This is a genomic window from Haloactinopolyspora sp. (genome assembly GCF_027324685.1).
In the GTDB taxonomy this organism is placed as follows: Bacteria; Actinomycetota; Actinomycetes; order Jiangellales; family Jiangellaceae; genus Haloactinopolyspora.
In genome coordinates, this window is record NZ_DAHVSH010000048.1 from 1 (window position 1) to 12,885 (window position 12,885).

Here is a 12,885-nt window from a genome sequence, read left to right on the forward strand (position 1 = left end):
TGGGTCCACCTCACCTCGCCTTGCGGTAAGGCAGGACGACGATGCGCTCCGCGTCGCGGTCGAGCCAACGGTGACTGATGGACGACAGCGCCAAGGCCTCGGCCATCGACGCGTACCCCAGCATCGCATCGCGCTGGCTGACCAGCTTCGCCGCGACCTTGGGCGGCCAGTCAAGCGTGCGGGCGATCACGTCGGCGGGGGCATTGTTCAGGTCGACGAGCCCGCCGTCGTCGAAGTCACTCGGCACGTCCGGTCGGCCGATGCCGAGTTCAACGGCCATCTCCACGTCGCTCGAGGCGATCTCGCGTGCTTCGGCCCGGCGCGCACGCGCGTCAAGTACGGCCTGCACGGCCGGATCAACGGGCTCCTCGTGCGGCCCGAAGACGATACGCCGACCGTTGAGCGCCGCTACCGTACCGCCGATCCCGCCCACGATGACCATCGCGCCGATCGCGCCGCTGTCGATGTCCAGCGCCACACCCGTCACCGTGCCAGCCGAACACAGGACGAGCAAAATCGTCACGATCAACCAGCCGGCGCTCCGTGCGCGCCAGTACGTCTGGTTGGCCGGCACCCACGCGAGAAAGTTCAGGCTGATGGCCGGGAGCAACACCCACAGCAGTTGCCCGACGGCACGCACTGCGGTGGTGGCGACGCTCGAGATCGTTCCTCGTGTCCCGGCCATGTCCGAAAGGGTGCCACACGCCGGCCATGCAGCATGTCAGGCGGCAGGCACGACGAACTCGTAACCGGCGTCGCGTAGCGCCTCGATGATCGCCGGCAACGCGGCTACCGTGCCGCTGCGGTCACCGCCGCCGTCATGGAACAGCACCACCGCGCCCGGGTGCATGGAGGTGATCACGTCATCGCGGATCCGGCTCGCCCCGGGCTGCTTCCAGTCCCCCGGGTCGATGCTCCAACCCAACGGGGTGTGACCGAGCGAGCGGGCGACGTCGTTGACGTTCTCGGCGAAGTTTCCGCCGGGTGCGCGGTAGAAGGGCACCGTGGCCTCCGGCACGGCGGCCAGGATCGCGTCCAACGCACCGCCGAGCTCGTCGTCGATTCGCCCCCGATCGCGTCCCGGCAGGTGGACATCGTGGTTGACGGTGTGGTTGCACAGCACATGCCCGTCGGCGACGATGTCGCGCACCAGGTCGGGCCACTGCTTCGCGTTCGGCCCCACCAGGCAGAACGTGGCCACGACGTCGTACTCGCGCAGGATGTCCAAGACCGCGGGGGTGTAGTCCGGATGCGGCCCGTCGTCGAAGGTGAGCGCGACCGTATTGCCTTCGCGGCCGGTCAGGCTGCGCGTGCCCGCGGAGTTCACCTCGGGCACCGGCGCCGTGGCCGACGTGGGCACGTCCGGCAGCAGTCGCGCGCCGGCCTTCACGTCCGTCGCCGCTGCCTCACCGGCTTGGGCGGCCTCCGGCGTTCCCCGGTGCGCGGCTCCCACGATCACCGCCACGGCCGCCAGCAAGACGATGACAGCCGACCTGACCCGGCTGGACAACGTGCTCACCTCCGGCACCCCGTGGGGCAGAACGCGTCGGACCTGGACAAATCACGCTACTGTGTGACACCGCCACACTCCGCCAGGCGCGCCGAGAGCCGCGTAAACTGCAGGTGATGCGATCGACTTCAGCGCCACGGCGCGGACTACCACCATGCGATCCGGCGGCAGCCGTGTTCGCTCGTCCGAACGTGGCTTCGTAGGGTCGCTGCTGTGACGATCCTTTCTGCCACTGAAACCACGAGCGAACTGACCGGGCTGGCCGGGTGGGCCGTCGGCCTCATGGAGTCGATGGGTGCGCTGGGCGCCGGCCTCGCGATCGCTCTCGAGAACGTCTTCCCGCCGCTGCCCAGCGAGATCATTTTGCCACTGGCCGGATTCACCGCCAGCCGCGGCGACATGAGCCTCATCGGCGCGCTCGTGCTGACCACGCTCGGCTCCGTTGTCGGCGCCATGTTCTGGTATGCGGTGGGTGCGGCGGTCGGGCGAGACCGCACGCGCGCGATTCTCGCGGGGTTGCCGCTGATCAAACTCAAAGATGTCGACCGCGCAGAGGCCTGGTTCGACAAGCACGGCGTCAAGACCGTCTTCTTCGGCCGGATGATCCCCATCTTCCGCAGCTTCATCTCGGTGCCCGCCGGGGTCTCTCGCATGTCGCTGACGGTGTTCCTCGCGTTCACCACGCTGGGCAGCGCCATCTGGAACACCGTGTTCGTGCTGGCCGGGTATCAGCTCGGGGAAAGCTGGCACCGCGTCGAAGAGTATGCCGACGTGTTCCAGAAGATCGTGATCGTCGTGGTGGCGCTCGCCGTCGTCGCCGCGATCGTCTTCGGGATCGTCCGGTGGAACCGTGATCGTCACGACGCGCAGCACCGTGCCGCACCGCGTCGCCGCGCCGGACGGAATTCGCGGTGATCACTCCGGCAGGGTGATCACCGCCTGAGACCGGTCAGACCAGCTCTTCGGGATGGCCTTCCGACGGCGTCGACTCTCGGCGCCGCTTGGCGACCTGGTGCCGGGTCAGCTCCACGATGCCGGTGATGCTCAGCGCCACCCCGAGACCGACCGCCAGTCCCAGCAGCGGATTCTCCTCGAACGCCTTGCCGCCCAGGTAGCCGATCATGCCGGAGTAGGTGCCCCAGGACAGCGCCGCGATGGCGTCGAAGCTCGAGAACTTGCGCAGCGGGTATTCGACCGTTCCGGCGGTCAGCGTCACCGCCGTCCGCCCGCCGGGGATGTAGCGCGCGACCACGAGGATGAGACCGCCTCGCTGCTCGAGCATCCGCGCCGCCCAGCCGAAACTGGCGCCCGCGCGCTTGCCGCGCTCGAGACGATGGCGGAACCGGGTGCCGGCCGTCCGCCCGATGGCGTACGAGATGTGGTCGCCCACGAAGGCCCCGGCGGCTCCGGCCAAGATCACGAAGAGGAGGTTCGGCTCGCCGCTGGCGGCGAACACACCCGCGGTGATGACGAGACTCTCGCTGGGGACAGCCGGGAAGAAGGCGTCGATGGCGGCGATGGCGAACAAGATCGCATACACCCACGGCGATCCCATGATGTCGCGCGCCGTCTCGAGTATTGCATCGCTCATGCCGTGCGTGCCTTCCGTCCCAGCCGATGTCACCACTGACGATACGCGGGCTCCGACACCGGCACATGCCACCGAAGTCGGAATCTGCCATCGACTTTGGTCGGGGTTCTCCCCTAGGCCCAGCCGGGATCGTGCCGCACCGTCGCACCACGAGGCGTTGTGCTGCCGCACCACCCGTGCATAGGTGGTGCGGCAGGCAAATGCCAAGTGAACATGATCATTCGATCATGTCAGGACTCGAAGGCCTCCGGGGAGGGGCACGAGCAGACCAGGTGACGATCGCCGTAGGCACCGTCGATCCGCGCCACCGGCGGCCAGTACTTGTCAGCGCGGACCGAGCGCGCCGGGTACACGGCGGTTTCGCGATCGTAGGGATGCTCCCACGCACGGACCAGCGACTCGGCCGTGTGCGGCGCGTTCACCAGCGGGTTGTCGTCGGCCGGCCACTCACCGGCGACGACCTTGTCCGCCTCGGCACGAATCGCGATCATCGCGTCGCAGAACCGGTCCAGCTCGGCTTTGTCCTCGGATTCCGTCGGCTCGATCATCAGCGTGCCGGCGACGGGGAACGACATCGTCGGCGCGTGGAAGCCGTAGTCGATGAGGCGCTTGGCGACGTCGTCCACGGTGATGCCGCTGGCCTTCGTCAACGGCCGCAGGTCGATGATGCATTCGTGCGCCACCAGGCCGTTGCGGCCGGAGTACAACACCGGGAAGTGCCCGCCCAGCCGGGCGGCGACGTAGTTCGCTGCCAGCACAGCGGTCTGCGTCGCCAGCTTCAGCCCGTCCGGGCCCATCATCCGGATGTAGGCCCACGGGATCGGCAGGATGGACGCCGACCCGAACGGCGCGGCCGAGATCGGCCCCACCCCGCTTGTCGGGCCTGCCTCGGGCAGCATCGGGTGGTTGGGCAGGTACGGCGCCAGGTGAGCGCGCACACCGATCGGGCCGACGCCCGGACCGCCGCCGCCGTGCGGGATGCAGAACGTCTTGTGCAGGTTCAGATGGCTGACGTCGGCGCCGAACTCACCGGGCTTGGCCAGACCCACCAGAGCGTTGAGGTTGGCGCCGTCGACATACACCTGGCCACCGGCCTCGTGCACGAGGCGGGCGATCTCAGTGATCCCTTCCTCGTAGACACCGTGGGTGGACGGGTAGGTGACCATGATCGCCGCCAGTTGCTCACCATGCTTGTCGATCTTGGCGCGCAAGTCGTCGAGGTCGACGGTGCCGTCGTCGGCGGCGGCCACCACGACGACCCGCATCCCGGCCATGACCGCCGAAGCTGCGTTGGTGCCGTGCGCGCTGGACGGGATGATGCACACCTCGCGCTGATCGTCGCCGTTGGCCCGGTGGTAGGCACGAATGGCGAGCAGACCCGCCAGCTCGCCCTGCGAACCGGCGTTCGGCTGAATCGACACCGCGTCGTAACCGGTGATGGTCGCCAGCCAAGCCTCGAGCTGGCGAATCAGCTCGAGGTAGCCCTCGGCTTGCTCCACCGGCGCGAACGGATGGATGTTCGCGAAGCCCGGCCACGTGATGGGCTCCATCTCGGTGGCGGCGTTGAGCTTCATGGTGCACGAGCCCAGCGGGATCATGCCGCGGTCGAGTGCGTAGTCCTTGTCGGACAGTCGCCGCAGGTAGCGCAGCATGGACGTCTCGGAGCGGTGCGAGTTGAACACCGGGTGCGTCAAGTACGCGCTGGTGCGTCGCAGGTCGGCGGGGATCACGTCCGGGCCAGCGACCGGGGTCTGCGTGTTGACGCCGAACGCCGAGAGCACTCGATGCAGGTCGGTCTCGGTCGTCACCTCGTCGCAGGCGATGCGTACGGTGTCGCCGTCGGCCAGCCCGAGGTTGATGCCGAGCTCGGCGGCTGCTGCGACCACGGCCTCCGCGCGGTCAGGCACCCGCGCCAGGACGGTGTCGAAGAAGGCGTCGTGGACGACCTCGACGCCTCCGGCCCGAAGCTCCGCGGCCAGGCCGGAGGCCTGCCGGTGTACCCGCGTGGCGATCTCGCGCAACCCGTCCGGGCCGTGCCAGACGGCATACATCGACGCGACGACCGCGAGGAGCACCTGAGCGGTGCAGATGTTCGACGTCGCCTTCTCGCGGCGGATGTGCTGCTCACGAGTCTGCAGCGCGAGGCGGTAGGCGGGCGCGCCGTCGGCGTCCTTCGACACCCCCACCAGCCGGCCCGGCAAGGCGCGCTCGAGGCCGGTACGTACCGCCATGAATCCGGCATGAGGGCCGCCGTAGCCCAGCGGAACGCCGAACCGCTGCGACGAGCCGACCACGACGTCGGCGCCGAGCTCTCCCGGCGACCTCAGCAGCGTCAAGGCCAGCAGATCCGCGGCCACCGTGGCGAGCGCGCCGCGCTCGTGCGCCGCCTCGATGACGCCCCGCAGGTCGCGAACCTGCCCGGACGCCCCCGGGTACTGCACGACGACGCCGAACAACTCACCGTCCGGTAGTCCGTCGCTCAGGTCGGCCACCCGTACCGTGATGCCGAGAGGCTCAGCCCTCGTCCGGATGACGGCGATGGTCTGCGGCAGGCAGTCGTCATCCACCACCAGGACGCCGTGCTCACCACGCACCGACCGGCGCATCAGCGTCATGGCCTCGGCCGCGGCCGTGGCTTCGTCGAGCAGGCTCGCATTGGCCGTCGGCAACCCGGCGAGGTCGGAGACCATCGTCTGGAAGTTCAGCAGCGCCTCGAGGCGGCCCTGCGAGATCTCCGGCTGGTACGGCGTGTAGGCGGTGTACCAGGCGGGGCTTTCGAGCACCCGGCGCAGCACCACCGCGGGGGTGACGGTGTCGTAGTACCCCAAGCCGATCATCTGCGTGCGGCGCTGGTTACGGCGCGCGAGCTCACGCAGCTCCCCCAGAGCTTCGATCTCCGTGCTCGCAGCCGGCAGATCCAAGTCGTCGATGGTCCGGATCGCTTGTGGCACCGCCGCGTCGGTCAGCGCGTCGAGCGACTCGTAGCCCACGGCGTCGAGCATCTTGGCGATCTCGTCGTCGCGCGGGCCGATATGACGCTCGACGAACGGTGCCTCGCTGGAGGTCTGGGACAACGGCTGGAACATAGACGGAGCTCCTCGGTCTAGGTGCGAGTGCTCCCCCTCTGTCGTCACCCACCGTTGGGCGGCTCCAGAGCGGCCTCGGCTGACCGGTCCTTGATGCCTGAGAGGTTGACGGGGATTTGCCCCTTCGGCGCCCCATACCTGCGTACGAGGACTCTCCCGGCCAGATTCGACGGCTCGATCTCAGCATAACCCGAAGCGGGCCTACGGTGTCGTCCGCGTCACCCCGGATTCGGGCACGATCACGTGATCGCCGCGGTCACCGGCGGCGGGGTTCCCACACCGAATGGCGTGCCACCCAGTGCTTCGCGTCCGTGCGGCTGCGACCACCCGGACAAGTCCGGGCCGGCCGGCACGATCCGCGACGGGTTGAGTTGGTGAAGCACCTGGTAGTAGTGGCGCTTGATGTGGTCGAAGTTGACCGTGCCGGCGAATCCCGGGGTCTGGTAGAGGTCACGGGCATAAGCCCACAGGACCGGATTCTCGCTGAGCTTCTCTCGGTTGCACTTGAAGTGCCCGTGGTACACGGGGTCGAAGCGCACCAGGGTGGTGAACAGGCGGATGTCTGCCTCGGTGATGTGGTCACCCACCAGGTAGCGACGCGTGCTCAAGTGCTCGGTCAACTCGTCGAGCCGGGCGAACAGGCCTTCGTAGGCCGCCTCGTAGGCCGCCTGAGACGCCGCGAAACCCGCCCGGTACACACCGTTGTTCACGTCGTGGAACACCCGGTCGTTGATCTCGTCGATCTCGTCGCGCCACCGCTCGGGATACAAGTCCGGGGCTCCATCGCGGTGATAGGCGCGCCATTCGGTACTCAGGTCGAGCGTCATCTGCTGGTAGTCGTTGGTGACCACGGCACCGGACGGGACGTCGACGATGGCCGGCACACTCACGCCGCCGTCGTAACCCGGGTCGGCGGCCTGATAGGCCTCAGCGAGGAACTCGATACCGAGCACCGGGTCGCGACCGTCGGGATCGAGCGTGAACCGCCAACTGCGTTCGTCCTGGATCGGGTCGGCGACGGCCAGCGACAACACGTCTTCGAGTCCGAGCAGGCGCCGCACGATCACCACCCGACTGGCCCACGGACAAGCCAGACTCACCACCAGGCGGTATCGGCCCGGTTCCACCGGCCAGCCGGAACTACCGTCAGCAGTGATCCGCGCATCGAACCGGCTCGGCGCCCGCTGGAACTCACCTGATTCGTCGATGGTCAACTTCGTCATACGACGACGCTACCCACAGGTCGCGCGGCGCAGTACCGCCCGGGCGACCCTCAGGCGCCGGCGGCGCGCGCCTTGCGGCGGGCGGCGAGTTGATCGCCGGGATGCTCGGCCGGCGGCTCGCCCGGACGCTCGGCCGGCAGTTCGTGCAGGCTGCCTTGGATCTCGCGCCACACCCGGCCGACGGCGATACCGAACACACCCTGACCGCCCTGGACGAGATCGACGACCTCGTCGGCCGAGGTGCATTCGTACACACTGGCGCCGTCGCTCATCAGGGTGATACCGGCCAGTTCCTCCACCCCGCGATCGCGCAGATGCTGCACCGCCTGGCGGATCTGCTGGAGCGAGACGCCGGTGTCGAGCAGGCGCTTCACGATCTTCAACACCAGGATGTCGCGGAAGGAGTACAGTCGCTGGCTGCCCGACCCCGACGCATTACGCACGGTCGGCTCGACCAGGCCGGTCCTGGCCCAGTAATCGAGCTGACGGTAGGTGATGCCGGCGGCATTGCACGCGGTCGGGCCGCGGTATCCCACGTCTTCGGGGACGGTGTCGACGACCCCTTCGAACAAGAGGCCTTGCCGGGCCAGGCGATCGGCGGCGCCACTGCCGGCACGAGCCGAGTGACCGGAACCGCCCGCCGTACCTGTCCCGGATGTACTGTCTGCGCTCACGCCGACCCCTTCATCGTCGATCTCTGGCGTCCCGCCGTGGCGGCGTACGTGCCTCGATAACCACGAGTGTGACAACAGTGACGTTAGGCCCACCCCCGTCGGGGGTCAACGCAACACGCGGCAAGTCTCAAGCTCGACTTCAGCTCTAGACGATCACGCCGCGGTGATCAGCTGAAATCCTCCGGCGTCACCTGTTCGAGGAACTCGCGGAACCGAGCCACTTCGTCCTCGTCCTCCTCCTCTTCGGTGTCGAACTCGGCCATCACCACTCCGGCCTCGTCGAGCAACGGATCGGAGGCGAAGATGGGCGTGCCGGTCCGCAGCGCCAAGGCAATGGAGTCCGACGGGCGCGAGCTCACTTCGAGTCCACCGGACAGCACCAACTCGGCGTAGTAGGTGTTGTCGCGAACCTCGGTGATGCGGACCTGCTCGATGGTGACGCCGATGGCGTCAAGGACATCCTTGAACAGGTCATGCGTCATCGGACGCGGCGGCACGACGCCCTGCTGAGCGAAGGCGATGGCGGTGGCTTCGACCGCGCCGATGTAGATGGGCAGGTAGCGCTGCCCGCCCACCTCGCGCAGGAGGACGATCGGCTGGTTGGAGGGCATCTCTACTCGTACACCCACGACGTCAAGCTCATGCACGTGTTCCACACTACCCCCGCGTGCGCCTGTGAACGAGAGACTCAGGCGGGGTCGATTCGGCGAAACTGCTCAGCCGACGGCGCGGCGGCGCGTCAATGGGACGGTCTCAGGGTGAGCCGATACGCCGAACGCCGGCCTCGACCAGGGCCGCGTGCAACCGCATCGTCAGCCGCGCCACCTGCCCGGCAGTCTCCTCGGCACGGGCCCGCGAATCGGTGCCGCGCTGTTTCAACAGCGGCGCGACGACCTGCCCGACGAGGTCGACTTCGCGTTCGGCAGCGGTACGCACCGCTCGCAAGTGCCGCGGTTGCAGGCCGTACTCCGCCAGTTCGCCCACGGTGCGCGCCACGAACAGAGCCTCGGCGTCGTAGGTGTTCTTGCGCAGCGGCGTGACCAGCCCGTAGGACTCGAGCTCGTCGAGCAACTCCGCGCTGATCGCAGCCGCTTCGATCAACGACGCGCGCGACAGCAGCACCTCGTTCGCGTCGGCCTTCTTCGGTGCGGCCACCGTGTACGGCGTGACCGTGCCGCCATCGGTCACCAGCTCCATGCCGCGGTCGAGCTGCTCGAGCTGTTCCTTGATCACGCGCAGCGGCAGATAGTGGTCGCGCTGCACCGTGAGGATGTAGCGCAGCCGCGCGACGTCGTCGTCGGTGAACCGCCGATACCCCGACGGCGACCGCTGCGGCTCCACCAGCCCCTCGGTCTCGAGGAAGCGGATCTTGGAGATGCTGACGTCGGGGAAATCGGGACGCAGCTGGCCCAGCACCTCGCCGATACTCATCGTCTGCGGTGCCCGCAGCCCGGTGGCTGCGGGCTCGCCGGAGGCGCGAGCGTCAGGCAATCCCATTCTCGGCCTCAGCGTTGGAGCGTGCTTCGGGCACGCTTGTCCCGCCCTCAGCGTTGGAGCGTGCTTCGGGCGGCCTCACCTCGGCCCGCCCCCGAATCCCAGCTGGCTTGAGTAGTAGACCAGTCGGTACTTGCCGATCTGGACTTCGTCGCCGTTGTTGAGCGCGACTTCGTCGATCCGGTCGCGGTTGACGTAGGTGCCGTTCAAGCTGCCGACATCGGCCACGACGAATCCGTTGGCCTGCCTGCGGAACTCCGCGTGGCGGCGCGAGACGGTCACGTCGTCGAGGAAGATGTCGGACTCGGGGTGTCGCCCAGCGCTCACCACGTCGGTGTCCAGCAGGAAGCGACTACCGGCGTTGGGGCCACGCAGCACCACGAGCAGGGCACTGCCGGCGGGCAGCGCGTCGACGGCAGCCTGATCGGCGGTCGCGAGATCGCCGCCGTCTTCGCGCTCGGCGCGTTCGGGCTCTTCGCGGACCATCGCCATGGTGCTCGTCGCGTCGCCAGCGGGTTCCGCGGGCGCGGCGGCGGTGACCAGCGCTGTTCCGCATTGGGAGCAGAATTTCGCATCGGTCGGGTTGTGGTGACCGCACTGAGTGCAGAACGGCATCGGCATGGCCTCCCGCCACGGCTGCCCGTGGCTCGAGTCGTCGGCGTTCTCGAGAGTCGTGGCGACCCTCGACCTTCGCCTGAGAGTTTACGGATGCTGGCAACCTAGGGCCGGTGCGGTAGCGGGTCAACCGCGTCAAATCACCGGCACGACCGACCGTTTACACGGCACTCACCCCTCGACCTGGGACCGGTACTCGTCGGCGGTCAGGAGCTGCTCCAGAGCGGACTCGTCAGCGGGAACCACCTCGAACATCCAGCCGGCGCCGTACGGGTCGGCGTTGACCTGCTCCGGCGCGGCATCGAGCTCGTCGTTGCGAGCGACCACGGACCCGGTGACGGGCGCGTAGAGCTCACTGACGCTCTTGGTGGATTCGAGCTCGCCGCAGACGTCGCCGGCGGTGAGCTCGTCACCGACGGCCGGAAGCTGCACATACACGATGTCGCCCAACTGCTCCTGAGCGAAGTTCGTGATGCCGATGCGGACGCTGCCTTCCTCCTCGCCGGGGTTGCGCACCCACTCGTGTTCCGGGGTGTACCTCAGGTCGTCGGGATACAACGGATCTGCCTCCTCCACGGCGCGCGTGGCCGGTCCGGGTGAATCAGGTGAGATTCAGCTCGTTCGGGTGGATTGCCGGTCAATCGTCCTCGTCCTCCGGCGCCGGGTGAGCGTACTGAGGCTCCTCCGGCTCATGCAACACGTCGATGGTCAGCTCGTTGTACTCGGTGACCGTCGCGTCAGCGTTTTGATCCTCGATACTCGCCACCACCCCCTGGGTGAACGACATGGCGCCGGACAGCACGCCGGGGTCACCGATGGCCACGATGGTGTACGGCGGCTCCACTTTCTCACCGCCGATGATCATCGCGCCGTCCTCAGGTCCGAGGAAATATGTGTCAAGAACCACACGAACCGCGGAGTCGTTGCCCTCTCCGGTGATCTGGATGGCTTCGGCGCCCGCGTCGCGCAGCTCCAAGATCGCCCGGTACATGAGCACCGAACTCACCCGTCGATCGGGATCGGTGATGGTCATGATGATACCGGGGCCGGTCGCCGGGGCGGTTCCGGCCAGGATGCCGGTGGTGCGGGCACGTTCCTGGGCCTGCGCCAGCGCCTCGGCCTCGGTGTTGGCGCCACTGACGAGGTCGCGTCGGTCGGCTTCGAGCTCGGCGACCTGGTCGTCCAACCGCTCGGACTGGCGCCGCAGCCCGTCGAGGATCTGAACGAGATCGTCACGACGCGCATTGGCCAGGGCGTCGTCCTGGTCGACGCGGACCTGCACCACAGCCGCGAACCCCAGCAGCCCCACCAACAGGCCGACGCCGATGTGCCCGGCGTCAGGTCGTTTGCTCAGCGCCCGCCACAGCCGCCGCAACCCCGAGGGCGCAGCCGGAGTGAAGCGGCGCGACTGACCACCCGACGTGGTGTCGGCCCGGGGCTCGCTCGGTTCAGGCATGGAACACGTGCCGCCTGATGGTCGCGACGTTGGTGAAGATGCGGATGCCGAGCACGACGATGACCGCGGTGGACAGCTGCGAGCCGACGCCGAGCTGGTCGCCCAGGAACACGATGAACGCGGCGATGAGGACGTTGGCGATGAAGGACACCACGAAGACCTTGTCGTTGAAGATGCCCTCCATGACCGCGCGCACCCCACCGAAGACGGCGTCGAGCGCCGCGACGATGGCGATGGGTAGGTACGGCTGAAGCTCGAGCGGGACAGACACGTCGAAGATGAAGCCCGCCAGCACGCCCAGCACCAGCCCGAGGAGCGGAATCACCTGGCCTCCCCCGGCTGTGCGTGGAGCAGTGACGTATTACCTGCTGGGATTTCCAACGACTCCTCGGAACGGACGTCGAACTGCAAATCGAAGTGGCGGAGCCACTGCCCACCGGGACCGTCACCGAACTCGCTGGGCAACGACCGTGTGTCGCCGATCGCGGTGACCTCGAAGGGTGATTGAGTCGGACGGTAGTTGATCTTCACGATGTTGTCGACCTGTCGAATGGCGGTCAGGCTGGTGATGCGCTGACCATTGATACTGATGGCTTCGGCCCCGGCCGCCCACAGCCCGTTGACGACCTGCTGGAGATCGATGTCTTGGACGGCGGCGAGTTCCGGATTGTCGAAGCTCTCGGGGTCGGCGTCGTCGATGGTGATGACGACCCCCGGTCCGGTCACCGCGATGCTGCCGGCCCGGGCCTGGAGTTGCTCCACCTCGGCGCGCAATTGTCGGCCTGCCGCGGAGTTCTCCAGCAGCGACGCCTCGAGCCCGCTGATCTCGGACTCCAAAGTCTCGACGTTGTCCTGCAACCGGCTGACCCGCTCGTCCTCGGCCCGGATCCGGTCGATCAGGCCCTGCCGCTCCGACGACACCACAGCGGCGTTGTTCTGCACTTGCAAGGCGGCGATCGTCAGCAGCAGACCAAGCGCGGCAGCGCCGACGATGAGAATCGGCGAGAAGCGCCGCCGGCCCGCGGCTGACGTGTCGACTCCAGCCGCCCGCTCGCGAGCGGCGACTTCCTCGTAACCCGGTTCCAAGGGCTTGGCGAACAAGTCATTGAGCAGCGACATCGACTCGTCCGGCCGCTGCGGCGGACGAGCTCGAGGATGCTGCAGAGTCACCACAACCCTATGCTCGCACGACCGATCGGCTCGGCGGTGCAGACCACTCCCACTGTGGCCACGTTG

General features: G+C 67.9%; 14 protein-coding genes, 1 pseudogene and 1 riboswitch. Of the genes and pseudogenes, 1 reads left to right on the top strand and 14 read right to left on the bottom strand.

Annotated elements, in window-relative coordinates; genetic code table 11:
- Nucleotides 1-10: 10 nt before the first annotated feature.
- Together M6444_RS06180 and M6444_RS06185 are read right to left on the bottom strand one after the other, a co-directional pair.
- Nucleotides 11-478 (bottom strand): hypothetical protein, encoded by a 468-nt coding sequence (locus M6444_RS06180; protein WP_298324292.1) that lies wholly within the window; start codon nt 476-478, stop codon nt 11-13.
- A 243-nt stretch (nt 479-721) separates the two neighbouring features.
- Nucleotides 722-1,519 (bottom strand): polysaccharide deacetylase family protein, encoded by a 798-nt coding sequence (locus tag M6444_RS06185; protein WP_298324295.1) that lies wholly within the window; start codon nt 1,517-1,519, stop codon nt 722-724.
- A gap of 273 nt (nt 1,520-1,792) precedes the next feature.
- Between M6444_RS06185 and M6444_RS06190 the strand changes: the two genes are divergently transcribed.
- Nucleotides 1,793-2,425 carry a DedA family protein gene (locus M6444_RS06190; RefSeq protein WP_363326258.1) on the top strand — a complete coding sequence of 211 codons (633 nt, stop codon included), beginning with the start codon at nt 1,793-1,795 and terminating at the stop codon, nt 2,423-2,425.
- A gap of 34 nt (nt 2,426-2,459) precedes the next feature.
- Here the strand turns inward: M6444_RS06190 and M6444_RS06195 are convergent, their stop codons facing one another.
- The 12 genes and pseudogenes from M6444_RS06195 to M6444_RS06245 all read right to left on the bottom strand — a co-directional run bounded on the left by M6444_RS06195 (nt 2,460) and on the right by M6444_RS06245 (nt 12,822).
- Entirely contained in the window at nt 2,460-3,101 is a 642-nt protein-coding gene (locus tag M6444_RS06195; protein ID WP_298324301.1) for a DedA family protein, read from the bottom strand.
- A gap of 230 nt (nt 3,102-3,331) precedes the next feature.
- A complete protein-coding gene (gene gcvP, locus M6444_RS06200; protein ID WP_298324304.1) occupies nt 3,332-6,187 on the bottom strand; it encodes an aminomethyl-transferring glycine dehydrogenase in 2,856 nt (951 codons plus the stop codon).
- Between the two features lie 74 nt (nt 6,188-6,261).
- Nucleotides 6,262-6,356: riboswitch (glycine riboswitch) on the bottom strand.
- 70 nt (nt 6,357-6,426) lie between these two features.
- Complete coding sequence (locus tag M6444_RS06205; protein ID WP_298324306.1) at nt 6,427-7,410, bottom strand: glutathione S-transferase C-terminal domain-containing protein; 984 nt, start codon at nt 7,408-7,410, stop codon at nt 6,427-6,429.
- A gap of 50 nt (nt 7,411-7,460) precedes the next feature.
- Nucleotides 7,461-8,000: a MerR family transcriptional regulator gene (locus M6444_RS06210; RefSeq protein WP_363326259.1), complete on the bottom strand. Its 540-nt coding sequence runs from the start codon at nt 7,998-8,000 to the stop codon at nt 7,461-7,463.
- A 251-nt stretch (nt 8,001-8,251) separates the two neighbouring features.
- The gene (locus M6444_RS06215) at nt 8,252-8,731 is read right to left on the bottom strand and encodes a bifunctional nuclease family protein (protein WP_298324309.1); all 480 of its coding nucleotides are present in this window, start codon (nt 8,729-8,731) and stop codon (nt 8,252-8,254) included.
- 106 nt (nt 8,732-8,837) lie between these two features.
- Nucleotides 8,838-9,581 (bottom strand): MerR family transcriptional regulator, encoded by a 744-nt coding sequence (locus tag M6444_RS06220; RefSeq protein WP_298324312.1) that lies wholly within the window; start codon nt 9,579-9,581, stop codon nt 8,838-8,840.
- Between the two features lie 75 nt (nt 9,582-9,656).
- Nucleotides 9,657-10,070, bottom strand: a complete 414-nt coding sequence (locus M6444_RS06225; RefSeq protein WP_298324314.1) for an FHA domain-containing protein — start codon at nt 10,068-10,070, stop codon at nt 9,657-9,659.
- Between the two features lie 51 nt (nt 10,071-10,121).
- Nucleotides 10,122-10,199 (bottom strand): annotated as a pseudogene (locus M6444_RS22885) (zinc-ribbon domain-containing protein); the annotation flags it as partial.
- A gap of 165 nt (nt 10,200-10,364) precedes the next feature.
- Nucleotides 10,365-10,751, bottom strand: coding sequence for a glycine cleavage system protein GcvH (gene gcvH, locus M6444_RS06230; protein WP_298324317.1), 387 nt, complete (start codon nt 10,749-10,751; stop codon nt 10,365-10,367).
- Nucleotides 10,752-10,830: 79 nt separating this feature from the next.
- Nucleotides 10,831-11,649, bottom strand: coding sequence for a DUF881 domain-containing protein (locus M6444_RS06235; protein ID WP_298324321.1), 819 nt, complete (start codon nt 11,647-11,649; stop codon nt 10,831-10,833).
- Entirely contained in the window at nt 11,642-11,974 is a 333-nt protein-coding gene (locus tag M6444_RS06240) for a small basic family protein (protein ID WP_298324324.1), read from the bottom strand. Before M6444_RS06240 ends, M6444_RS06235 begins: the two co-directional genes overlap by 8 nt.
- On the bottom strand, nt 11,971-12,822 hold the full coding sequence (locus M6444_RS06245; protein WP_298324327.1) for a DUF881 domain-containing protein: 852 nt from the start codon (nt 12,820-12,822) through the stop codon (nt 11,971-11,973). Before M6444_RS06245 ends, M6444_RS06240 begins: the two co-directional genes overlap by 4 nt.
- Nucleotides 12,823-12,885: the final 63 nt, after the last annotated feature.

What these genes read in the sequence shown, in the direction of transcription:
- M6444_RS06190 (WP_363326258.1), top strand. Translation starts at nt 1,793, where the DNA reads ATGGAGTCGATGGGTGCGCTGGGCGCCGGCCTCGCGATCGCTCTCGAG.
- M6444_RS06195 (WP_298324301.1), bottom strand. Translation starts at nt 3,101, where the DNA reads ATGAGCGATGCAATACTCGAGACGGCGCGCGACATCATGGGATCGCCG.
- gcvP (WP_298324304.1), bottom strand. Translation starts at nt 6,187, where the DNA reads ATGTTCCAGCCGTTGTCCCAGACCTCCAGCGAGGCACCGTTCGTCGAG.
- M6444_RS06205 (WP_298324306.1), bottom strand. Translation starts at nt 7,410, where the DNA reads ATGACGAAGTTGACCATCGACGAATCAGGTGAGTTCCAGCGGGCGCCG.
- M6444_RS06220 (WP_298324312.1), bottom strand. Translation starts at nt 9,581, where the DNA reads ATGGGATTGCCTGACGCTCGCGCCTCCGGCGAGCCCGCAGCCACCGGG.
- M6444_RS06225 (WP_298324314.1), bottom strand. Translation starts at nt 10,070, where the DNA reads ATGGCGATGGTCCGCGAAGAGCCCGAACGCGCCGAGCGCGAAGACGGC.
- M6444_RS06235 (WP_298324321.1), bottom strand. Translation starts at nt 11,649, where the DNA reads ATGCCTGAACCGAGCGAGCCCCGGGCCGACACCACGTCGGGTGGTCAG.